Below are 19,865 nucleotides of genomic sequence, written 5' to 3' on the forward strand. Positions count from 1 at the left end.
AGAGGAGAGAACATGTCTTTTAATATCGGCCTCAGCGGCCTCTATGCGGCCAATAAACAACTGGACGTGACCGGCAATAACATCGCCAACGTCGCCACCACCGGCTTCAAGTCGTCTCGTGCGGAGTTTGCCGATATCTACGCGGCGTCCAAGCTCGGTACTGGCCATAACGCCATCGGCAGCGGGGTTAACCTCGCCGCTGTTTCCCAGCAATTCAGCCAAGGTGAAATCAACGGTACTGGCGGACTGCTGGACATGGCGATCAAGGGCGGTGGTTTTTTTGTACAGAAGGGTAGCGATGGCTCCCTGGAGTACACGCGTGCCGGCACCTTCAAACCGGACAAAGATGGCTTTGTCACCAACTCCGGCGGCACTTCGCGCCTGCAAGGCTATGCGGCGGACGAAAACGGCAAGATCATCAAGGGCGAACTGATTGACCTGCGTATCGATCAGTCGAACCTGCCACCGAAAGCCTCGACCAAGGTTGATTCGAGCAGCAACCTCAAGTCCACGGAACCGGTGATTGACCAGGCGCTTCATCCGTTCGACCCGAATGAAACATCGACTTTCACCACCCAGTACACCACCACGCTGTATGACACCCAGGGCAACTCGCACCCGATGGTGCAATACATGGTCAAGACCGGCTCCAATGAGTGGAAGTCCTACACCTTGATCGATGGCCGCAACCCTGATGGCACGCCTATCAGCGGTGTCGGTGCGGTCCCGCCCGTGGCCTCGACGCTGACGTTTGACACGGCCGGTGCCCTTGCAGGCATCGTCACACCGCCGAGCACCGTTTCCAATACCACCCTGACCGTTGATGACTGGAAGCCGGGCGTACTGAACAATGGTGTGTGGGAAGACAATGGCGCAGCGGCCAACCCTACCGGGATTGCCATCAACATGGCCAACATCACCCAGTACAATTCGGCCAGCTACCGTAACCCACCGGTCACCGACGGCTACGCCACGGGTGAAATCACGGGCTTGAAAATCGACGGCAGCGGCGTGCTGTTCGCCACCTTCAGCAACCAGCAGAGCAAGGCGATCGGCCAGCTCTCCCTGGCGAGCTTCAACAATGAACAGGGCCTGCAGGCAAATGGCGGCACTACCTGGAAAGAGACGTTCGCTTCCGGCCAACCAGGCTACGACGCGCCACAATCCGGTACCTTGGGGACGATTGTTGCCAACTCCCTGGAAAACTCCAACGTCAACCTGACCAGCGAACTGGTCGAACTGATCAAGGCCCAGAGCAACTTCCAGGCGAACTCGAAGACTATCTCCACGCAAAGCACCATCATGCAGACCATCATTCAGATGACCTGATGCGGTTGGCCTGACGCTTCACTTGAAAGCCCCTCGATCGAGGGGCTTTTTTATGCGCGTCATTTGAAGGCAAACCGCAGGCAAAAGAAAACCCCCGATGGATCCCGTTGCAGCCAGGGTCTATCGGGGGTTTCTCAACCTTGGAGGATTAGCCCCAAGGCAGGCTCAGCTTATTGGCAGGCTTCGCAATCCGGCTCGTCGATCGCGCAGGCCTTTGGCACTGGCGCTGGGCCGGCTGGAGCGGCGAGAACCGAGTCATCACCGTGGTTGCCGCTGGAAACCGCGTTCAGCTTGCCGGTGTTGATGGTCGACTTCTCGGTGCTGGTAGCGGCCAGGGCACGGAGGTAGTAAGTGGTTTTCAGGCCACGGTACCAAGCCATGCGGTAGGTCACGTCGAGCTTCTTGCCCGATGCGCCGGCGATGTACAGGTTCAGGGACTGAGCCTGGTCGATCCACTTCTGGCGACGGCTGGCAGCGTCGACGATCCACTTGGTGTCCACTTCGAACGCAGTCGCGTAGAGCTCTTTGAGTTCTTGCGGGATGCGCTCGATCTGCTGCACCGAACCGTCGTAGTACTTCAGGTCGTTGATCATGACCGAGTCCCACAGGCCACGGGCTTTCAGGTCGCGAACCAGGTATGGGTTGATCACGGTGAATTCGCCCGACAGGTTCGATTTCACATACAGGTTCTGGTAGGTCGGTTCGATCGACTGCGATACGCCGGTGATGTTGGCGATGGTCGCGGTCGGTGCGATGGCCATGATGTTGGAGTTACGAATGCCTTTCTGCACACGGGCACGTACCGGCGCCCAGTCCAGGGATTCGTTCAGGTCAACGTCGATGTACTTCTGGCCCCGCTGCTCGATCAGGATCTGTTGCGAATCCAGCGGCAGGATGCCTTTGGACCACAGCGAACCCTGGAACGTCTCGTAGGCGCCGCGCTCGTCGGCCAGGTCGCAGGAAGCCTGGATCGCGTAGTAGCTGACCGCTTCCATGGACTTGTCGGCGAACTCCACCGCAGCGTCCGAACCGTAAGGAATGTGCTGCAGGTACAGCGCGTCCTGGAAGCCCATGATGCCCAGGCCAACCGGACGGTGCTTGAAGTTGGAGTTCTGCGCCTGTGGTACCGAGTAGTAGTTGATGTCGATCACGTTATCGAGCATACGAACGGCGGTGTTCACGGTGCGTGCAAGCTTGGCGGTGTCCAGCTTGCCGTTGACGATGTGGTTCGGCAGGTTGATCGAGCCCAGGTTGCAAACGGCGATCTCGTCCTTGTTGGTGTTCAAGGTGATCTCGGTGCACAGGTTCGAGCTGTGGACCACGCCCACGTGCTGCTGCGGGCTGCGCAGGTTGCACGGGTCTTTGAAGGTCAACCATGGGTGGCCGGTTTCGAACAGCATGGAGAGCATCTTGCGCCACAGGTCTTTGGCCTGGATGGTCTTGAACAGTTTGATCTTGCCTGGGTACTGAGCCAGGGCTTCGTAGTACTCGTAACGCTCTTCGAAAGCCTTGCCGGTCAGGTCGTGCAGGTCGGGCACTTCGGAGGGCGAGAACAGGGTCCACTGGCCGTCATCGAAGACACGCTTCATGAACAGGTCAGGGATCCAGTTGGCAGTGTTCATGTCGTGGGTACGACGGCGATCATCACCGGTGTTCTTGCGCAGCTCGATGAACTCTTCAATGTCCATGTGCCAGGTTTCCAGGTAGGCGCAGACAGCGCCTTTGCGCTTGCCACCCTGGTTCACGGCGACGGCGGTGTCGTTCACTACTTTGAGGAACGGTACAACGCCCTGGGACTTGCCGTTGGTGCCCTTGATGTACGAACCCAGCGCACGCACCGGCGTCCAGTCGTTGCCCAGGCCGCCAGCGAACTTGGACAGCATGGCGTTGTCGTGGATCGCGTGGTAGATGCCCGACAGGTCATCCGGCACGGTGGTCAGGTAGCAGCTCGACAGCTGTGGACGCAAGGTACCGGCGTTGAACAGCGTCGGCGTCGACGACATGTAGTCGAACGACGACAGCAGGTTGTAGAACTCGATGGCGCGGTCTTCTTTGTGCTTCTCTTCGATCGCCAGGCCCATGGCCACGCGCATGAAGAACACTTGCGGCAGTTCGAAGCGGATACCGTCCTTGTGGATGAAGTAACGGTCATACAGGGTTTGCAGGCCCAGGTAGGTGAACTGCTGGTCGCGCTCGTGGTTGATCGCCTTGCCGAGTTTTTCCAGGTCGAAAGTGGCCAGGATCGGGTTCAGCAGCTCGAATTCGATACCCTTGGCGATGTAGGCAGGCAGGGCCTTGGCGTACAGGTCGGCCATTTCGTGATGGGTAGCGCTTTCGGCGACTTGCAGGAAGCCCAGGCCTTCGGCGCGCAGGGTGTCCATCAGCAGGCGGGCGGTCACGAACGAGTAGTTCGGCTCGCGCTCGACCAGGGTCCGGGCAGTCATTACCAGGGCGGTGTTGACGTCGGTCAGGGCCACGCCGTCATACAGGTTTTTCAGGGTTTCGCGCTGGATCAGGTCACCGTCGACTTCTTCCAGGCCTTCGCAGGCCTCGGTGATGATAGTGTTCAGGCGGCCCAGGTCCAGCGGTGCAAAAGTACCGTCGGCGAGAGTGATGCGGATCGACGGGTGCGCTTGTACGGCAGTCTCGTCGGCAGGGGTGCGCACGGCACGCTCCTTGGCGCGCGAATCACGGTAGATCACGTAGTCGCGAGCGACTTTCTGCTCGCCGGCACGCATCAGGGCCAGTTCGACCTGGTCCTGGATCTCTTCGATGTGGATGGTGCCGCCGGATGGCATGCGACGCTTGAAGGTCGCGGTGACTTGTTCGGTCAGACGGGCAACGGTGTCATGAATGCGCGACGAGGCGGCAGCGCTGCCGCCTTCAACTGCAAGAAACGCTTTGGTGATCGCGACGGTGATTTTGTCATCGGTGTAAGGAACGACAGTGCCGTTTCGCTTGATCACTCGCAATTGGCCGGGCGCGGTGGCGGACAGATCCATATTCGAATCAGCGGCCTGCGGCACGGAGCCTTGCGGGTTCTCGCGAGTTGTGTCGGTTTGCATGGGGGGTTATCTCCACATTCTGTATTTATTTGGGCACCATCAAAGTGCCCACCGTTCCGTCCTGAAGCACTTACAACAAGCCTTGGCCTGGCATAACAACTTCGGGACAGGAGGAAGGGAGCTGTTCGCGCCGCTTCCATGCCGAAGTCTGCGGTTCCGAGCCGTTGGCTCTTCACCGTATTCCTAATTGGGTGCCACTGTGTACTGCAACACCCGTACCGTTTTCTCCCATTCGGGGTTGGAAAACAGCGACCGACCGCACGGGCGATTGGTCTTCTGAAAAATGCATTAGTTCAACCAAGCAGGTGCAAGAAAGAGCTTGAGTTTCTTGTCTGATTTGTGTTTGGTTTTTTGGCTGAAAACCCTATATGTAGGGTTTTTTTAGCACCGAGCTACAAGATAATGCGTTTTGGGAGGCTTAGCAACGCACGACCTGTGGATAACGCTGTGGGTAAAATGTGTATGAATGGTGTAACTGCCGTGTAGGCCGCAGTGCTGCTGCATTGCACCGTTTGTCACCGAATATTCCAAGACCAACACACCCGGTTGAATTTTTGCGGGCGCGCACCCTACCACACAAAAACGCGATCGCCGAGTGCAATTCCAGGCTTGTATTCGAGGGCGGGCGCGTTGCTACAATCGACTTGCTATTGATCAGTGTTATGCCCTGATTACATGACAAATGCAGTGCGGCGGGCGAAGATCAAAAATGTGGCAGCGGGCAAGTGCGCTCCCACATTTGAACTGCGCTGTCCTGACATATTTCTTATAAAAACGAGGATCGCCGGTGGAACAAGAAGCCTGGCAGGTGCTGATAGTCGAGGACGATCAGCGTCTGGCCGAACTGACCCGGGACTATCTGGAGAGCAATGGCCTGAGCGTCGCGGTGGAGGGGAACGGCGCGTTGGCCGCCGCCCGGATCATCGCCGAGCAACCTGACCTGGTGATTCTCGACCTGATGCTGCCGGGCGAAGACGGCTTGAGCATTTGCCGCAAAGTGCGCGCGCGCTACGACGGGGTGATCCTGATGTTGACTGCGCGTACCGATGACATGGACCAGGTACTGGGCCTGGACATGGGTGCCGACGATTACGTCTGTAAACCGGTGCGTCCGCGCCTGTTACTGGCACGCATCCAGGCCTTATTGCGTCGCAGCGACAGTGCGGAGCCTGCGGCGCCGCAACCGCAGCGGCGCCTGCAATTCGGGCCACTGGTGGTCGACAATGCCTTGCGCGAAGCCTGGCTGCACGAGGCCGGCATCGAATTGACCAGCGCCGAGTTCGATTTATTGTGGCTGTTGGTGGTCAACGCCGGTCGCATTCTGTCCCGGGAAGAAATATTCACCGCCTTGCGCGGTATTGGCTACGACGGCCAGGACCGCTCCATCGATGTGCGTATTTCACGGATTCGCCCGAAAATCGGTGACGATCCGATCCACCCACGGCTGATCAAGACGATCCGCAGCAAAGGCTACCTGTTCGTCCCCGAAGCTGCCGCTGACTTGCGCCCGTGAACTCCATCTTTCTGCGCATCTACGGCGGCATGTGCGCGGCGCTGATCCTGGTGGCCCTGCTGGGGGTGCTGGCCTTGCACCTGCTCAATGAAGTGCGCAGTGGCCAGTATCGCGAGCGTCTGGCCCATGGCACGTTTGCCCTGATGGGTGACAACCTGCAGCCGATGAGTGCCATTGAGCGCCGACGCGCCCTGGCGGTGTGGGAGCGCCTGCTGGGGATTCCCCTGGAACTGCAGAAGGTGGCCGATGCCCATTTGGACCTGAGCCAGCGTAATCGCTTGCAGCGCGGCCAGGTGCTGGTCGAGCAGACCGGGCCCCACGCGGCCAAAGTCATGCGCCTGGTCAGTGAAAAAGAGCAACTGTTACTCACCGGCGAGGTGCAACAAATCAGTGAGCAATTGGCTCGCGCAACCATTTACCTGTTGGCCGATGAGCTGGTGCGCTTCCCGGACGCCGAGCAACCACAACGCCTGGCCGACCTGAAACAGGCCAAGGGTTTTGGTTTCGATATACATTTGGTCCCGCTGGACCAGGCTGACATGGATGACGACCAGCGCCGCCGCGTGGCTGAAGGCGATACCGTCATGGCGCTGGGCAAGGGCGGTGATTCGATCCGGGTGTTTGCCGGCATGGTTGGTACGCCGTGGGTGCTGGAGATCGGCCCGCTGTACCAGATGAACCCGTATCCGGTGCAGTGGTTGGTGCTGATCGCCTTGATTGGCCTGACCCTGATTGGCTTGATCGTGTATTTCCTGGTGCGTCAGCTGGAGCGGCGCCTGCGCGGGTTGGAGGCAGCGGCCACACGCATTGCCAAAGGCAACCTGGAAGTCAGGGTGCCGGCGCGCGGGGCTGATTCGGTAGGGCGACTGGCAGCCGCCTTCAATGGCATGGCCGAGCATTTGCAGCGATTGTTGGCTATCCAGCGCGAACTGGTGCGGGCGGTGTCACACGAGCTGCGTACGCCGGTGGCGCGCCTGCGCTTTGGTCTCGAGATGATTGCGCAAGCCACGACGCCCGAGGCCCGGCGCAAGTACATGGAAGGCATGGACAGTGATATCCAGGACCTGGATGGCCTGGTGGACGAAATGCTGACCTATGCGCGCCTTGAGCAGGGATCACCGGCGCTGAGTTTCCAGCGGGTCGATCTCAGTACCTTGCTGGATCAGGTTATCGGTGAACTGGCGCCGTTGCGTCCTGAAATTGCGGTGGAGCGGGGGATTTGTCTGGCATCGGCGCACTTGGATGGGGCATGGGTCGAGGCCGAGCCGCGCTATTTGCACCGTGCCCTGCAGAACCTGGTGAGCAATGCGATGCGCCATGCCCAGTCCCGGGTATTGATCAGCTATCAAGTCGGGCAGGTACGTTGCCGTATAGATGTCGAGGACGACGGTCCGGGTGTGCCGGAAAGCGCCTGGGAACGGATCTTCACACCGTTCCTGCGCCTGGACGATAGCCGCACCCGTGCCTCGGGCGGTCACGGCCTGGGCTTGTCGATTGTACGGCGGATCATCCATTGGCACGGCGGGCGTGCGTTGATCAGCAAGAGCAATAACTTGGGCGGTGCCTGTTTCAGCTTGAGTTGGCCGCGCTATCAGGAAAAAACCTGACACATTGGCCGCCCCGTAGCAGTTGGCGCTCGACAGCTGCTACGGGATGCTCAATTGGACCTTGCCCGGTAGGTTTCACTACGGCGTCTTGATAGCCACCAAGCTCAGCAATTGCTCCCCCTGCACCACAAACTGCGCGTCCAGTTCCTTGCCGTGGCACCACTCACCGGACAGGTCCGTCAACAACCTTAGCCGTGCGTGTCCGGTATCAGACCACTCCAGCAACTCGGCGTGTTCAAAGTAAAAGCGCTTCTGCACAATAGGGTAGAGCGCCTTGAACAGGCTTTCCTTGGCCGAGAAGGTCAGGGTCACCCGCCGGGCAATCTGCTCCCGTGGTCCGGCCGCCATGCGCTGCAACTCATCCGGTGTGAGGATTTCCCCGGCCAGGCGTTCGGCCCGCTCCAGTGACAGCACATTCTCCAGGTCCATGCCCAGTCCGCGCCATTGTGTCTTGTGCGCGACGATAGCCGCGGCGTGGCCGGTGCTGTGGGTGATCGAACCGGTGATATGACCCGGCCATACCGGCGCGCGATCGTCGCCGATGGCCGGAATGCAGTCCAAGCCTTCAAGCGCTTGCAGCGCGGCACGGGCGCACAGCCGGCCGGCGAGAAACTCGGCCTGGCGCTTGGCCACCGAACGCTGGATGCTGGCCGGTGGAGGCACCGCACAGCGTTGAAAATCGCCGGCATCCAATAAGGCCGGATCGAATCGGGTGCTCAGAAACACCGTGCCCGGAAGCGGCTCGGGCAGTGGCCAGTGGGCATCTAATGGGGTGCAACAGGCAGGTAATAAATTCATGCTGGCTATTCTGCATGGATCGGGAGGCACCTGGGTAGCCCGACGGGTGGGCTGGCGGTTCAGACAGCGTTCAGTTCAACCGCCGTAAACTGTGTGAGCAAGACCTTCAGGGCCGCTATGATGTTTCCCTGTGGGACAGTCGATTGACCTTGGAGGGTGTTATGAAATTGCTGGTTGTCGAAGATGAGGCGCTGCTGCGTCATCACCTGTTGACCCGCCTTACCGACAGCGGTCATGTGGTCGAAGCCGTGGCCAATGCCGAAGAGGCGCTGTACCAGACCGGACAATTCAATCATGACCTGGCGATCATCGACCTGGGCTTGCCGGGCATGGGCGGCCTGGATCTGATCCGTCAATTGCGCACCCTGGGCAAGAGCTTCCCGATCCTGATCCTCACGGCGCGCGGCAACTGGCAGGACAAGGTCGAAGGCCTGGCCGCCGGGGCTGACGATTATGTGGTCAAGCCGTTCCAGTTCGAGGAGCTGGAGGCGCGGATGAACGCGTTGCTGCGCCGCTCCAGCGGTTTTACCCAGTCGACGATTGTCGCCGGGCCGCTGCTGCTGGACCTTAACCGCAAGCAGGCGTCCCTTGACGAACAACCCTTGGCGCTGACCGCCTACGAATACCGGATCCTCGAATACCTGATGCGTCATCATCAACAAGTGGTGGCCAAGGATCGATTGATGGAGCAACTGTATCCTGATGACGACGAGCGTGATCCGAACGTCATCGAAGTGCTGGTGGGGCGTCTGCGTCGCAAGCTCGAGGCCCCGGCCGGCTTCAAGCCGATCGACACCGTACGTGGCCTGGGTTACCTGTTTAACGAGCGCTGCCGTTGATTCGCTCGTTACGTGTACGCCTGATGCTGGCGGCCGCGACCCTGGCCGTGTTGTTCATGCTCGCTTTACTGCCGGCGATGCAAGGGGCCTTCAGTCTGGCGTTGCAAGACTCCATCGAGCAGCGCCTGGCGTCGGACGTGACGACATTGATTTCGGCTGCGCGGGTCGACAACAACCGTTTGCTGATGCCCGCGCAATTGCCCGATGAGCGCTTCAACCTGACCGACAGCCGTCTGCTGGGCTACATCTATGACCGCGAAGGTCATCTGGTCTGGCGCTCACGCGCATCGCAGGCAGAAAACATCAACTACCGACCGCGCTACGACGGGCGCGGCAACGAGTTCGCAAGAATTCGCGAGGCCGATGGCCAGGAATTCTTTGTCTATGACGTCGAGGTCAAGCTGCTGGGGGGCAAGAGCGCGGCGTTCAGCATCATAGCCTTGCAACCGGTGCGCGAATATCAACTGACCCTCGAAGGCCTGCGAGAAAACCTGTACCTGGGGTTTGGCGCCGCCTTGCTGGTGCTCCTGACCCTGCTCTGGTTTGGTCTGAGCTGGAGCTTGCGGGCGCTGCGCCGCTTGAGCCAGGAGTTGGATGAAATCGAAGGCGGCACCCGCGAAAGCCTCAGCGAGCAGCACCCGCGGGAATTACTGCGCCTGACCGGATCCCTCAACCGCTTGCTCCACAGCGAACGCGAGCAGCGCAGCCGTTACCGCGATTCCCTGGATGACTTGGCCCACAGCCTGAAAACCCCGCTGGCGGTCTTGCAAGGTGTGAGTGAGGACATGGCGCAGCGTCCTGAGGAGCGGGATCAAGCGAGGGTCCTGCAATCGCAGATCGAGCGCATGAGTCAGCAGATCAGCTACCAATTACAACGCGCCAGCCTGCGCAAAAGCGGCCTGGTACGCCATCAGGTGCAACTGCGCCCCGTGCTGCAAAGCCTGTGTGACACTCTGGGCAAGGTTTATCGCGACAAACAGGTGACGGTGACTTTCGATCTGCCGGACGAATGCGAGGTGCCTATTGAACAGGGTGCCTTGCTGGAGTTGCTTGGCAACTTGCTGGAAAACGCCTATCGACTGTGCCTGAGCCAGGTACGCATCACGCTGGACGAGGGGCTTGATGGGATTCGCGTGTGCATTGAAGATGACGGCCCGGGTGTACCGCCGGACCAGCGAGCGCGGATTCTGCAAAGGGGAGAGCGCCTGGATCGCCAGCACCCGGGGCAGGGGATCGGGTTGGCGGTGGTCAAGGACATCATAGAAAGCTACGGTGCGCGGTTGACCTTGGGGGATTCGCCATTGGGCGGGGCGGCGTTCAGGATTCATTTTCCTGCGGTTTGAGAGGCAGGGCAAAAGCCGTCCTCACCCTAACCCTCTCCCGGAGGGAGAGGGGACTGACCGAAGTGTGCTGAGACAATGGGCGACCTGAAAAACCGTATTGATTATGGATTCAAAGCCGCTCTTTCAGGTCACAGTAAAACGCCAATATCCCCCCGCTCAGTTCCCTCTCCCTCCGGGAGAGGGTGAGGGCTGACTTTACGTCTTACCCTCCCTGCGCCCGATAAGCCCCCGGCGTCAACCCGGTCCACTTCTTGAACGCCCGATGGAACGCCGAAGGCTCGGAAAAGCCCAATTGCTCGGCGATCTCCTGCAGCGACAGATTTGCCCGTCCCAGATGATAAATCGCAATATCGCGACGCAGTTCATCTTTGAGGGCCTGAAAGCTGGTGCCTTCCTCCCGCAAATGCCGACGCAATGTTTGTGCGCTGATGTGCAGGTGCTGGGCCACGGCTTCCAGGTCCGGCCAGGGCGTGCGGTCGCGACTCAGCAGACGACGTATCTGGCTGCTCAGGCTGTCGCCTTCATCCGGCCGTGACAACAGGTCGGCGGGCGAGCGTTCGAGGAAATGTTTGAGGGTGCGCTCGTCCTGTAGCAGCGGCAAGCTCAGGTAGCGGCTGTGGAACACCAGACTGCTGCCGGGTGCGTTGAACATCAGGGAGCAAGGGAACAGCAGATCATACTCGCCGCCATGGGCCGGCATCGGGTAGCTGAAAGTCACCTGCTCCAGGCGAATGCGCTGGCCGATCAGCCAACTGCCAAGACGGTGCCAGATCACCAGCAGGCATTCGCTCAAAAAGTGATCCGGATCCCACAGCTGCGAGTCATCCAGGCTCAAGCGTGCCATGTCGCCCTCGCGCGTCAGTTGCCAGCGCGGCCCTTGAGGGAACAGGCTGTAAAACAGTAAACCGCGCTCTAGCGCCTTTTCCAGGGTGCGACAGTGGATCAGCGCGTGGCACATCATGGCAAAGGTGCCCCGTTTGCTCGGCCCTTCGGCAAATCCCAGGTATTCGTCATCCAGCGCCAGCCAGAGCATTTGCAGCAGGCGGGTGAATTGTTCCGGCGCAATGCGCGCGCGAGGTTCGGCGAGTAGTTCCGGGGTGATGCCCACTTGCTGCAACAGCGCCGAATAGTCATGGCCAGCCCGGCGCGCGCCACCCAAGGCGGCACGGGCGAAATGACTGGCGATGGTTCGTTCACGCATGCGGGGACCTCAAGCATTGAGGGACCGATGGTAGCTATCGGGCAGACGGCGAACAAGGCGGATATCCGCCAAATTGTAGGACGAGACCCGGGGCATGGGCGGAAATCCGCCAGCCTTTTTCGAGGCTGTCCCACTCACTGCAAAGCCTCAGGCCTTATGCCTAAAGGCCTCCAGGCTATTTCCATAAAGTGGCATGGCGCTTGCGATAGGAGAGGCAGAGCTGCCAGGTGCCGCTCGCCAAAACAAATCCCTCCAGTGCAGGAGGGTTCGCAATTCAGGTGTCGTGGGCAATGGCGGATCTTTGCCACGCGGGACTCTTGAGGAAACTTTGCAATGACGACTCGTCAGCCGTTCTACAAAACCCTGTATTTCCAGGTAATCGTTGCCATCGTTATCGGTATTTTGCTCGGCCACTTCTACCCGCAGACCGGTGTGGCCCTCAAACCACTGGGTGACGGCTTTATCAAGCTGATCAAAATGGTTATTGCCCCGATCATCTTCTGTACCGTTGTCAGCGGTATCGCTGGTATGCAGAGCATGAAATCGGTCGGCAAGACGGGTGGCTACGCGCTGCTGTACTTCGAGGTGGTTTCCACCATTGCCCTGTTGATCGGCCTGGTGGTGGTCAACGTCGTGCAACCGGGCGCCGGCATGCACATTGACGTCTCGACCCTGGACGCCTCCAAAGTGGCGGCCTACGTCACCGCCGGTAAAGACCAGAGCATTGTTGGCTTTATCCTCAACGTGATCCCGAACACCATCGTCGGTGCTTTCGCCAATGGCGATATCCTGCAAGTGTTGATGTTCTCGGTGATCTTCGGTTTTGCCCTGCATCGCCTGGGTGCCTATGGCAAACCGGTGCTGGACTTCATCGATCGGTTTGCCCACGTGATGTTCAACATCATCAACATGATCATGAAGCTCGCGCCAATCGGGGCCTTGGGCGCCATGGCATTCACCATTGGTGCCTACGGCGTGGGTTCCCTGGTGCAACTGGGCCAGTTGATGATCTGCTTCTACATCACCTGCGTGCTGTTTGTGTTGGTCGTGCTGGGTAGCATCTGCCGTGCTCACGGCTTCAGCGTGCTGAAACTGGTGCGCTACATCCGTGAAGAGCTGCTGATCGTACTGGGGACTTCATCGTCCGAGTCCGCGCTGCCACGTATGTTGATCAAGATGGAGCGTCTGGGGGCCAAGAAGTCGGTGGTAGGTCTGGTTATTCCGACTGGCTACTCGTTCAACCTCGACGGTACTTCGATCTACCTGACCATGGCCGCGGTGTTCATTGCCCAGGCAACCGACACGCACATGGACATCACCCACCAGATCACGCTGTTGCTGGTGCTGCTGCTGTCATCCAAAGGTGCCGCTGGTGTGACCGGCAGTGGTTTCATCGTGCTCGCCGCGACCTTGTCGGCAGTCGGCCACCTGCCGGTTGCCGGTCTGGCGCTGATCCTCGGTATCGACCGTTTCATGTCCGAAGCGCGGGCCCTGACCAACCTGGTCGGCAACGCAGTCGCGACCCTGGTTGTGGCTAAGTGGGTCAAGGAACTGGACACTGACACGCTGCACCGCGAGTTGGCTTCCGGCGGTACCGGTATCTCCGAAACCCGTGAACTCGACGACTTGGGTGTGGCCGAAGGCCCGGCGCCAGCCCTCAAGTAACCGCTGAGGCCGTACAAAAAACCCATCTTCGGATGGGTTTTTTTATGCGTTGGATTACGGGGCGAGCACAACGGTCAGTGTCGATGACGGTTACGGTAATTGCCGCTGCGGTCCAAGGCTGCCTACTCTGTATTCCATCGAAACGGAAACGGAGCTCCTATGTCAGGTCCCTTGGCGTCCCTCAAAGTGCTGGATTTCTCGACCTTGCTGCCTGGCCCGTTCGCCTCGCTGCTGTTGGCGGACATGGGCGCCGAGGTGCTGCGCATCGAATCCCCCGTGCGCATCGACCTGTTGCGTGTATTGCCGCCGCATGACCGTGGCGTATCGGCCAGTCACGCTTATCTCAATCGCAACAAGCGCAGCCTGGCGCTTGACCTCAAGCAGCCGCAAGCGCTGGACATCGTCCGGCAACTGGTGAAGGACTACGACATCGTCCTTGAACAGTTTCGACCCGGTGTCATGGAGCGTCTGGGCCTGGGGTATGAGGCGCTGAAGGCGATCAATCCGAAGCTGATTTACGTCTCCATCACCGGTTACGGCCAGACGGGTCCTTATAAGGATCGCGCCGGTCACGACATCAATTACCTGGCGTTGTCCGGCGTGGCCAGTTACACCGGACGACGGGACAGCGGCCCGTTGCCTTTGGGCGTGCAAGTGGCGGATGTGGGTGGCGGCTCGCTGCACGCGGTGGTCGGCCTGCTGGCGGCGGTGATCGCACGGCAACAAAGCGGGGTGGGCCAGTATCTGGATGTGAGCATGACCGACTGTGCATTTAGCTTGCATGCCATGGCGGGCGCTGCCTACCTGGCTTGCGGTGTGGAGCCGGAGATGGAAAACCAGGTGCTCAATGGCGGCAGCTTTTATGACTATTACCGCTCGCGGGACGGGCGTTGGTGGTCGGTGGGCAGCCTGGAGCCGGCTTTTATGCAGCAATTATGTACGGCGTTGGGGCGTCCGGAGCTGGCGGCCCAAGGCTTGTCGCTTGAGCCCGAGCGACAGCAGGCGCTGAAGCAGGCGTTGCAGATTGAGTTTGAGAAGCACAGCTTTGAGGAACTATGCCGATTGTTTGCCGCGGTGGACGCCTGCGTCGAGCCGGTGCTCAGCCTGGGTGAAGCGCTTGAGCATCCACAACTCAAAGCCCGGGACCTGCTCCACCAGGTGCCGCGTGAGGACGGTTCATTCCAGGCGCAGATGGCCTGTCCGCTGAAGTTTTCAGCAGGCCTGCCAGCGCCAAGGCATATAGGCGTGGCGTTGGGCGCCCACAGTGACGAGGTGCTGGGCGAACTGGGGTTCAGTGCTCAGCGGATAGCCCAGTTGCGGGGGGCCAAAGTGGTGGGGTAGTGCCTGTCCGGGCTTGCTCGCGATGAGGCCAGAACAGACGCCCCAACCCTCACTCCACCCGAGTCTCCCCGGTAAATACCAAGGTTTCGCGACACTTTCGGCACAAATACCGCCGGCCTTGCCTCACCAACCCATGGCGTTGGGCCGAGAACGGGAAGTCACTGTCGGCACACGGGCAGCGGTAGATATAGCGGGTTACCCGCCGACGCTGGACTTCATACGTGTGGCACCGATCAGGCGGCAGTTCGTACACGCCGCGCATGATCAGTTGCCATTCCTCGCCATGCGCTTGGATTCGCTCGCCGAACAATTGGTGGGCGATCAGGTGCGCCACTTCATGGGCGACGGTCTGTTTAAGGAAGTGTTGGCTGTTTTCCCGGTACAACTGCGGGTTGAAGCGCAGCAGGTTCTCGTGCAAATGCGCGACACCGGCTTTCTGCCCGCGCAGCTTGAGGCTGACTTGGGGGCGTTTGAAACTTCGTTTGAAAAAGGATTCGGCTTGCAGGAAACAATCTTCGACGCGGGTATTGAGTTGCTCGGGCATGCTGTACATCTCTCCAGAGACATCCAGTATGCCGCATCGTGGGGTGTTTCCGAATCTATCAGGCGCCGAATGGTCATGCATGACGCACAAAGCCACCTTGCGGTGGCTTCTCCTGCGATCCGATCCAGGTCAGCTGGTGTAGATCGGGCCGACACCCAAGCCCCAGACAATCACGGTAAACGCCATGATCGCTACCAGCACCACCAGGCCCACTGCCAGTACTGAGCTGGAAAACAGAAAGCCCTCATCCGGGTCGATGTTCATGAAGGTCGGCAACCCGACATACAGCAAGTACACGGTGTAGCAGATGGCAGCGGTACCGACGACCATTCCCAGCCACAAGTGGGGATAAAGCGCTGCCAGCCCGCCGATAAACAGCGGTGTCGCGGTGTAGGTGGCGAATGCGACGCAGCGCGCCATGTTGGGGGTGGCATCATAAGTGCGCGCCATCCAGTGAATAAAAGCGCCCATGACCGCTACGCCACCAAGCATTGCCAGGTACGACATGATGGTCATCCACAAGGCGCTTTCCTGGGTCAGCATGACCGGAGCGCGTTCGCCGATGACCCAGCCGACCTGGGTGGTGCCGATAAAGGCTGATACGGCCGGAATCGCCGCGAGAATCAGCGTGTGAGTGAGGTACATGTGGCTGATGCTTTCTTCCTTATCGCCACGAATTTCCCGCCATTCCTGGTCGGGGTGAGTAAACAGCCCCACGACGTGATGGATCATGCCTGTCACTCCTGTCGTTATTACCATCGCCCCCCAGCGGAGCGCCCGCCGGCCAATTGGCCTAAAAGGTCTGGATATATGTATGCGACCTTATGTCGCAGTATAGGAATGAATGACCGGAAAAACTGTGCGGCTTTAGAGCAAATCGCGCTGTAAACACGGGGCTTAATCGCGGTGAGGTCTGTAAGAAGTCCCACACTGGGCCAACGTCGCTCATGCGGCGTTTTTTGCGTAAAATACCCGGCTTTTCGTCACATACCTTTCGCGGATCCTAGCGCCATGGGCACTCTTACAGTTAACCAGAACAAGCTGCAAAAACGCCTGCGTCGCCTGGCCGGTGAAGCCGTGGCTGACTTCAACATGATCGAGGAGGGCGACAAGGTCATGGTCTGCCTGTCCGGTGGCAAGGACAGCTACACCATGCTGGATGTGCTCATGCACCTGCAAAAGGTCGCACCCATCAGGTTCGAGATCGTCGCAGTCAATATGGACCAGAAACAGCCCGGGTTTCCCGAGGATGTGTTGCCGGCCTATCTCAAGACAGTGGGTATCGAGTACCACATCGTCGAGAAAGACACCTATTCGGTGGTCAAGGAGTTGATCCCGGAGGGCAAGACCACCTGTTCGCTGTGCTCACGCCTGCGTCGTGGCACCTTGTACACCTTTGCCGATGAAATCGGCGCGAACAAAATGGCTCTCGGCCATCATCGCGATGACATCGTCGAAACCTTCTTTCTCAACATGTTCTTCAACGGCTCTCTGAAGGCCATGCCGCCCAAGCTGCGAGCCGATGACGGGCGCAATGTGGTGATCCGCCCACTGGCGTATTGCAACGAGAAGGACATCCAGGCCTATTCTGACTTCAAGCAATTCCCGATCATTCCCTGCAACCTCTGCGGCTCCCAGGAGAACCTGCAGCGCCAAGTGGTCAAGGAGATGCTTCAAGAATGGGAGCGCAAGACGCCAGGTCGTACCGAAAGCATCTTCCGCAGCCTGCAGAATGTGATTCCGTCGCAACTGGCCGATCGCAACCTGTTCGACTTCAGCAACCTGCGTATCGATGAAAACGCGGCATCGCGTTTCGTCAATGTGGTGAACCTCTGAGTCTTTTCAAGGCTCTGACTGACGGCGCTCCTGGGCGCCGTTTTCATTTCAACCGGTAGGAGAGGGCATGCGCGATTACAAGTGGCTGCACGAATATTGTCTGAATCGTTTCGGTTCAGTGGCCGAGCTGGAAGCGCACCTGCCCGTGCCCAAGACGCCGGCGCAGTTGCGCAAGATCAGCGCTGACCGCTACCTCTCGACGCTGTCGCTGCGGGTGTTTCGCGCCGGACTCAAACACAGCGTGGTGGACGCCAAGTGGCCGGCGTTCGAGCAGGTGTTTTTCGGTTTCGATCCGCAGAAAGTCGTGTTGATGGGCGCCGAGCACCTCGAGCGACTAATGCAGGACACGCGAATCATCCGGCACCTGGGCAAGCTCAAGAGCGTGCCGCGCAATGCGCAGATGATCCTCGATATCGAGCAGGAAAAGGGTAGCTTTGGTGCACTGATTGCCGACTGGCCGGTGACCGATATCGTCGGCCTGTGGAAATACCTCAGCAAGCACGGCCATCAGCTGGGCGGACTGTCGGCGCCGCGCTTTTTGCGCATGGTCGGCAAGGACACCTTTGTACCGGGCTACGATGTGGTGGCAGCGCTCAATGCGCAGAACATCGTCGACAAGGTACCCAGCAGCCTGCGCGATCTGGCGACCGTGCAGGGCGCGTTCAACCAGTGGCACGCCGAGAGTGGACGGCCCATGTGCCAGTTGTCGATGATGTTGGCCTACACCGTCAATCACTGACCGCACGTGTGAGGAATATCCCGCAGCAGCTGGCGTGTGAGGTGTTCGGTGAGATTCAAGACGTTATCTACGCAGGATTCGCTGGTGGTTGGCCTTCCCCCGCCAACCGTCGATCCAGCTGGAACCGCCAGCGTACGTACAGCAGCGCGGTGCAGAACACCGCCAGGCTCGCCAGCATTTCCAGCACGCCAAACCACTGTCGGTTCGGGTCGTAGGCGGCCAACGCGCCTTTGATGAAGTACAGGTTGACCACAAAACAGGTCCATGAATGCCCGCGTGCGCTGCCCAGGAGCATCCCCGGCGCGAGGATCAGCAGCGGCACCAGTTCGATCAGTAGAATCACCCAGGGCCGTGCACCGTGCAGGTCGGCAACTAGCAGGTAATAGCCACACAGCAAGCCCGCCAGGCCGAAAAACGCCAGCAGGCTCAACGCTCGCGCCACTTTGACCCGTGGCTCCAGCCAGGCCTGAGGTGGCAGGATCTTAAGCTTCCTGGCCACGGCCGTTCTCCAGTTTCATCGCCGTGCTTGCCAGGCGCAGACCGAGGGCGCGGCACAGGGCAATTTCATGCTTGTCCAGGACGCGCTTGCCGTCGGCGCCGGAGTGATGACTGGCGCCGTAGGGCGTACCGCCTCCCTGAGTGTCGAGTAAGGCCTGTTCGCTGTAGGGCAGGCCGGTGATCAACATGCCGTGGTGCAGCAGCGGCAGCAGCATCGACATCAAGGTGGTTTCCTGGCCGCCATGCAAACTCGCGGTCGACGTGAAGACGCCGGCCGGTTTGCCGACAAGCGCGCCGGTCAGCCACAGGTTGCTGGTACCGTCGAGAAAGTACTTCAGTGGCGCGGCCATGTTGCCAAAGCGCGTCGGGCTGCCCAGGGCCAGGCCCGAGCAGTGCTTCAGGTCGTCGAGGCTGGCGTACAGCGCACCTTCTGCCGGAATGCTCGGCGCGATGGCCTCGCATTCAGTGGAGATGGCTGGAACGGTGCGCAATCGTGCTTCCAGACCGGCTTGTTCGATGCCCCGGGCAATCTGTCGGGCCATTTCGCTCACCGAACCGTTGCGGCTGTAATACAGCACCAGAATGTAAGGCGCGCTCACGGCAATATCTCCAGGATATTTTCCGGCGGGCGACCGATCACGGCTTTATTGGCGGTTGCCAGGATCGGCCGTTCCATCAACTTCGGATGTTGGGCAATGGCTGCGATCAACTGCGCGTCGCTGAGGCTTGCGTCAGCCAGGTTGAGGGTTTTGTACTCCTCTTCGCCGGTACGCAACAGTTGCCGGGCGCTGACCCCAAGCTTTCCGAGCAAGACCGTTAACTGTGCGGCGTCCAGCGGGGTTTCCAGATAACGCACCACGGTAGGCGTCAAGCCGCGGGCTTCCAGCAGTTCGAGCGCACCGCGGGATTTCGAGCAGCGCGGGTTGTGATAAAGCGTCAGATCGGTCATGTGCGGGTCGCATCTTGCGTAAGGTGGCGGGTATTCTACCTGCGCTGCGGGTGGTCCTTAAACCGTAAGAGGCGTTAGGCCGCAGCCCTTGTTCATTTTTTGCAAAGGATTTCCCCATGACACGGCGACTGATAGGCGCGTTGGCAGTGATCACTACCCTGCTGCTCAGCGGCTGCGGCAATGATTACGGCATCGATCAATACGGCCAGAAAGTGGCGTCCGAGCGCGTCGACAAGCAATGGCTGGTGATCAATTACTGGGCCGAGTGGTGCGGTCCCTGCCGTATCGAAATCCCGGAACTCAATACGCTGGCCGAGCAGTTGAAAGGGCAGCCGGTGAGCGTGTTCGGGGTCAACTTCGATAATGTGCAGGGTGAAGAGCTGAAGAGTGCCAGTGAAAAGCTCGGTATCAAGTTCACCGTGCTGGCGCAGAACCCCGAGGCGATTTTCGATATCCCCCGCAGTGAAGTGTTGCCCGTGACCTACATCATTGATGACAAGGGCAAAGTGCGTGAGCAGTTGTTGGGCGAACAGACAGCGGCCGGGGTGATGGCCAGGCTCAAGGCCTTGCGGGGATGAGCGGGTGGGGGCGCATATCC

Annotated in this window: 18 protein-coding genes; 10 read left to right on the plus strand and 8 right to left on the minus strand. The window is 59.6% G+C overall.

The genetic code is table 11. From position 1 onward, the window contains the following. The first annotated feature begins 12 nt into the window (after positions 1-12). A complete protein-coding gene (gene flgE, locus BLU75_RS03305; RefSeq protein WP_084379445.1) occupies positions 13-1,329 on the plus strand; it encodes a flagellar hook protein FlgE in 1,317 nt (438 codons plus the stop codon). Between the two features lie 170 nt (positions 1,330-1,499). Here flgE and BLU75_RS03310 read toward each other — a convergent pair whose 3' ends face one another. Next, positions 1,500-4,394, minus strand: coding sequence for a ribonucleoside-diphosphate reductase subunit alpha (locus tag BLU75_RS03310; RefSeq protein WP_084379444.1), 2,895 nt, complete (start codon positions 4,392-4,394; stop codon positions 1,500-1,502). A 787-nt stretch (positions 4,395-5,181) separates the two neighbouring features. Between BLU75_RS03310 and BLU75_RS03315 the strand changes: the two genes are divergently transcribed. Together BLU75_RS03315 and BLU75_RS03320 are read left to right on the plus strand one after the other, a co-directional pair. Next, positions 5,182-5,907, plus strand: coding sequence for a response regulator (locus BLU75_RS03315; RefSeq protein WP_084379443.1), 726 nt, complete (start codon positions 5,182-5,184; stop codon positions 5,905-5,907). After that, a complete protein-coding gene (locus tag BLU75_RS03320) occupies positions 5,904-7,514 on the plus strand; it encodes an ATP-binding protein (RefSeq protein WP_084379442.1) in 1,611 nt (536 codons plus the stop codon). Before BLU75_RS03315 ends, BLU75_RS03320 begins: the two co-directional genes overlap by 4 nt. A 78-nt stretch (positions 7,515-7,592) precedes the next feature. Here the strand turns inward: BLU75_RS03320 and BLU75_RS03325 are convergent, their stop codons facing one another. Further along, a complete protein-coding gene (locus tag BLU75_RS03325; protein ID WP_084379441.1) occupies positions 7,593-8,312 on the minus strand; it encodes a 4'-phosphopantetheinyl transferase family protein in 720 nt (239 codons plus the stop codon). A gap of 161 nt (positions 8,313-8,473) precedes the next feature. Here BLU75_RS03325 and BLU75_RS03330 point away from each other — a divergent pair, with 161 nt between their 5' ends. After that, a complete protein-coding gene (locus BLU75_RS03330; protein ID WP_084379440.1) occupies positions 8,474-9,151 on the plus strand; it encodes a response regulator transcription factor in 678 nt (225 codons plus the stop codon). Beyond that, positions 9,148-10,494, plus strand: coding sequence for an ATP-binding protein (locus BLU75_RS03335; RefSeq protein ID WP_084379439.1), 1,347 nt, complete (start codon positions 9,148-9,150; stop codon positions 10,492-10,494). Before BLU75_RS03330 ends, BLU75_RS03335 begins: the two co-directional genes overlap by 4 nt. A gap of 202 nt (positions 10,495-10,696) precedes the next feature. Here BLU75_RS03335 and BLU75_RS03340 read toward each other — a convergent pair whose 3' ends face one another. Then, a complete protein-coding gene (locus BLU75_RS03340; RefSeq protein WP_084379438.1) occupies positions 10,697-11,695 on the minus strand; it encodes an AraC family transcriptional regulator in 999 nt (332 codons plus the stop codon). Positions 11,696-12,028: 333 nt separating this feature from the next. Here BLU75_RS03340 and BLU75_RS03345 point away from each other — a divergent pair, with 333 nt between their 5' ends. Together BLU75_RS03345 and BLU75_RS03350 are read left to right on the plus strand one after the other, a co-directional pair. Beyond that, positions 12,029-13,360 carry a dicarboxylate/amino acid:cation symporter gene (locus tag BLU75_RS03345; protein WP_084379437.1) on the plus strand — a complete coding sequence of 444 codons (1,332 nt, stop codon included), beginning with the start codon at positions 12,029-12,031 and terminating at the stop codon, positions 13,358-13,360. 159 nt (positions 13,361-13,519) lie between these two features. Continuing rightward, on the plus strand, positions 13,520-14,701 hold the full coding sequence (locus tag BLU75_RS03350; RefSeq protein ID WP_084379436.1) for a CaiB/BaiF CoA transferase family protein: 1,182 nt from the start codon (positions 13,520-13,522) through the stop codon (positions 14,699-14,701). A 49-nt stretch (positions 14,702-14,750) separates the two neighbouring features. Here BLU75_RS03350 and BLU75_RS03355 read toward each other — a convergent pair whose 3' ends face one another. Both BLU75_RS03355 and BLU75_RS03360 read right to left on the minus strand, forming a co-directional pair. Then, the gene (locus BLU75_RS03355; protein WP_084379504.1) at positions 14,751-15,245 is read right to left on the minus strand and encodes a SprT family zinc-dependent metalloprotease; all 495 of its coding nucleotides are present in this window, start codon (positions 15,243-15,245) and stop codon (positions 14,751-14,753) included. Positions 15,246-15,374: 129 nt separating this feature from the next. Then, a complete protein-coding gene (locus BLU75_RS03360; RefSeq protein ID WP_084379435.1) occupies positions 15,375-15,977 on the minus strand; it encodes a Yip1 family protein in 603 nt (200 codons plus the stop codon). A 279-nt stretch (positions 15,978-16,256) separates the two neighbouring features. Here BLU75_RS03360 and ttcA point away from each other — a divergent pair, with 279 nt between their 5' ends. Beyond that, positions 16,257-17,081: a tRNA 2-thiocytidine(32) synthetase TtcA gene (gene ttcA, locus BLU75_RS03365; RefSeq protein WP_084379434.1), complete on the plus strand. Its 825-nt coding sequence runs from the start codon at positions 16,257-16,259 to the stop codon at positions 17,079-17,081. Between the two features lie 67 nt (positions 17,082-17,148). Continuing rightward, positions 17,149-17,820, plus strand: a complete 672-nt coding sequence (locus tag BLU75_RS03370; protein ID WP_084379433.1) for a DNA-3-methyladenine glycosylase I — start codon at positions 17,149-17,151, stop codon at positions 17,818-17,820. 67 nt (positions 17,821-17,887) lie between these two features. Here the strand turns inward: BLU75_RS03370 and BLU75_RS03375 are convergent, their stop codons facing one another. Genes BLU75_RS03375 through arsC form a run of 3 tightly spaced genes read right to left on the minus strand, consistent with a single transcriptional unit; the run spans position 17,888 to position 19,267 of the window. After that, the gene (locus BLU75_RS03375; RefSeq protein ID WP_084379432.1) at positions 17,888-18,319 is read right to left on the minus strand and encodes a DUF2069 domain-containing protein; all 432 of its coding nucleotides are present in this window, start codon (positions 18,317-18,319) and stop codon (positions 17,888-17,890) included. Further along, on the minus strand, positions 18,303-18,917 hold the full coding sequence (gene wrbA, locus BLU75_RS03380; protein ID WP_084379431.1) for an NAD(P)H:quinone oxidoreductase: 615 nt from the start codon (positions 18,915-18,917) through the stop codon (positions 18,303-18,305). The genes BLU75_RS03375 and wrbA overlap by 17 nt, the downstream gene beginning before the upstream one ends. Beyond that, on the minus strand, positions 18,914-19,267 hold the full coding sequence (arsC, locus tag BLU75_RS03385) for an arsenate reductase (glutaredoxin) (protein ID WP_084379430.1): 354 nt from the start codon (positions 19,265-19,267) through the stop codon (positions 18,914-18,916). Before arsC ends, wrbA begins: the two co-directional genes overlap by 4 nt. A 116-nt stretch (positions 19,268-19,383) precedes the next feature. Between arsC and BLU75_RS03390 the strand changes: the two genes are divergently transcribed. Then, positions 19,384-19,845, plus strand: a complete 462-nt coding sequence (locus tag BLU75_RS03390; protein WP_084379429.1) for a TlpA disulfide reductase family protein — start codon at positions 19,384-19,386, stop codon at positions 19,843-19,845. The last annotated feature ends 20 nt before the right edge of the window (positions 19,846-19,865 follow it).

The organism is Pseudomonas mucidolens (genome assembly GCF_900106045.1).
Taxonomy (GTDB): Bacteria; Pseudomonadota; Gammaproteobacteria; order Pseudomonadales; family Pseudomonadaceae; genus Aquipseudomonas; species Aquipseudomonas mucidolens.

What these genes read in the sequence shown, in the direction of transcription:
- BLU75_RS03355 (WP_084379504.1), bottom strand. Translation starts at nt 15,245, where the DNA reads ATGCCCGAGCAACTCAATACCCGCGTCGAAGATTGTTTCCTGCAAGCC.
- BLU75_RS03310 (WP_084379444.1), bottom strand. Translation starts at nt 4,394, where the DNA reads ATGCAAACCGACACAACTCGCGAGAACCCGCAAGGCTCCGTGCCGCAG.
- flgE (WP_084379445.1), top strand. Translation starts at nt 13, where the DNA reads ATGTCTTTTAATATCGGCCTCAGCGGCCTCTATGCGGCCAATAAACAA.
- BLU75_RS03345 (WP_084379437.1), top strand. Translation starts at nt 12,029, where the DNA reads ATGACGACTCGTCAGCCGTTCTACAAAACCCTGTATTTCCAGGTAATC.
- BLU75_RS03340 (WP_084379438.1), bottom strand. Translation starts at nt 11,695, where the DNA reads ATGCGTGAACGAACCATCGCCAGTCATTTCGCCCGTGCCGCCTTGGGT.
- BLU75_RS03370 (WP_084379433.1), top strand. Translation starts at nt 17,149, where the DNA reads ATGCGCGATTACAAGTGGCTGCACGAATATTGTCTGAATCGTTTCGGT.
- BLU75_RS03325 (WP_084379441.1), bottom strand. Translation starts at nt 8,312, where the DNA reads ATGAATTTATTACCTGCCTGTTGCACCCCATTAGATGCCCACTGGCCA.
- arsC (WP_084379430.1), bottom strand. Translation starts at nt 19,267, where the DNA reads ATGACCGATCTGACGCTTTATCACAACCCGCGCTGCTCGAAATCCCGC.
- ttcA (WP_084379434.1), top strand. Translation starts at nt 16,257, where the DNA reads ATGGGCACTCTTACAGTTAACCAGAACAAGCTGCAAAAACGCCTGCGT.
- BLU75_RS03390 (WP_084379429.1), top strand. Translation starts at nt 19,384, where the DNA reads ATGACACGGCGACTGATAGGCGCGTTGGCAGTGATCACTACCCTGCTG.
- BLU75_RS03350 (WP_084379436.1), top strand. Translation starts at nt 13,520, where the DNA reads ATGTCAGGTCCCTTGGCGTCCCTCAAAGTGCTGGATTTCTCGACCTTG.
- BLU75_RS03330 (WP_084379440.1), top strand. Translation starts at nt 8,474, where the DNA reads ATGAAATTGCTGGTTGTCGAAGATGAGGCGCTGCTGCGTCATCACCTG.
- BLU75_RS03360 (WP_084379435.1), bottom strand. Translation starts at nt 15,977, where the DNA reads ATGATCCATCACGTCGTGGGGCTGTTTACTCACCCCGACCAGGAATGG.